Below are 500 nucleotides of genomic sequence, written 5' to 3'. Positions count from 1 at the left end.
YCAGCGCTACCTGTACCAGTACCGCAAGACCAACGGAGAGCCGCTGAGCATCCGCACCCAACGCACGCAGTTGCAGCCGTTACAGGTGTGGTTCAAATGGCTGACGAAACAGAATCTGATACTGGCGAACCCGGCAGCGGACATTGAGTTGCCGCGGGAAGAAAAACGGCTGCCAAAGTATATCCTGAGCATTGATGAAATCGAGCATATCCTGTCGCTGCCTGACCCGCATACGTTGCAGGGCGCGCGCGACCGGGCCCTGATGGAGCTGCTCTGGTCAACGGGGATACGGCGCAGTGAAGCGGCCCGGCTCAATATCTACAGCATTGACGGGTCACGCAAAACCGTGACCATCCGGCAGGGCAAGGGCAATAAAGACCGGGTGTTGCCCCTCGGCGAACGGGCTTTAAGCTGGCTCCAGTTCTATCAGCAACAGGTCCGCCCGCAACTGCTGGTCACCCCGGACCTTCAATCGCTGTTCGTGGCGATGGACGGGCTAG

The 500-nt window shown here is 59.3% G+C and carries 1 protein-coding gene; it reads left to right on the top strand.

Annotation, left to right across the window (positions count from 1 at the left end):
• The coding region (locus C6H66_RS25005) for a tyrosine-type recombinase/integrase (protein WP_146111146.1) at window positions 1-500 on the top strand (500 nt) is incomplete at both ends.

The organism is Photorhabdus hindustanensis (assembly GCF_002968995.1).
Classification (GTDB): Bacteria; Pseudomonadota; Gammaproteobacteria; order Enterobacterales; family Enterobacteriaceae; genus Photorhabdus; species Photorhabdus akhurstii.
Note: the sequence above shows the minus strand (reverse complement) of the source record. Positions and strands in the feature narration are given on the sequence as shown.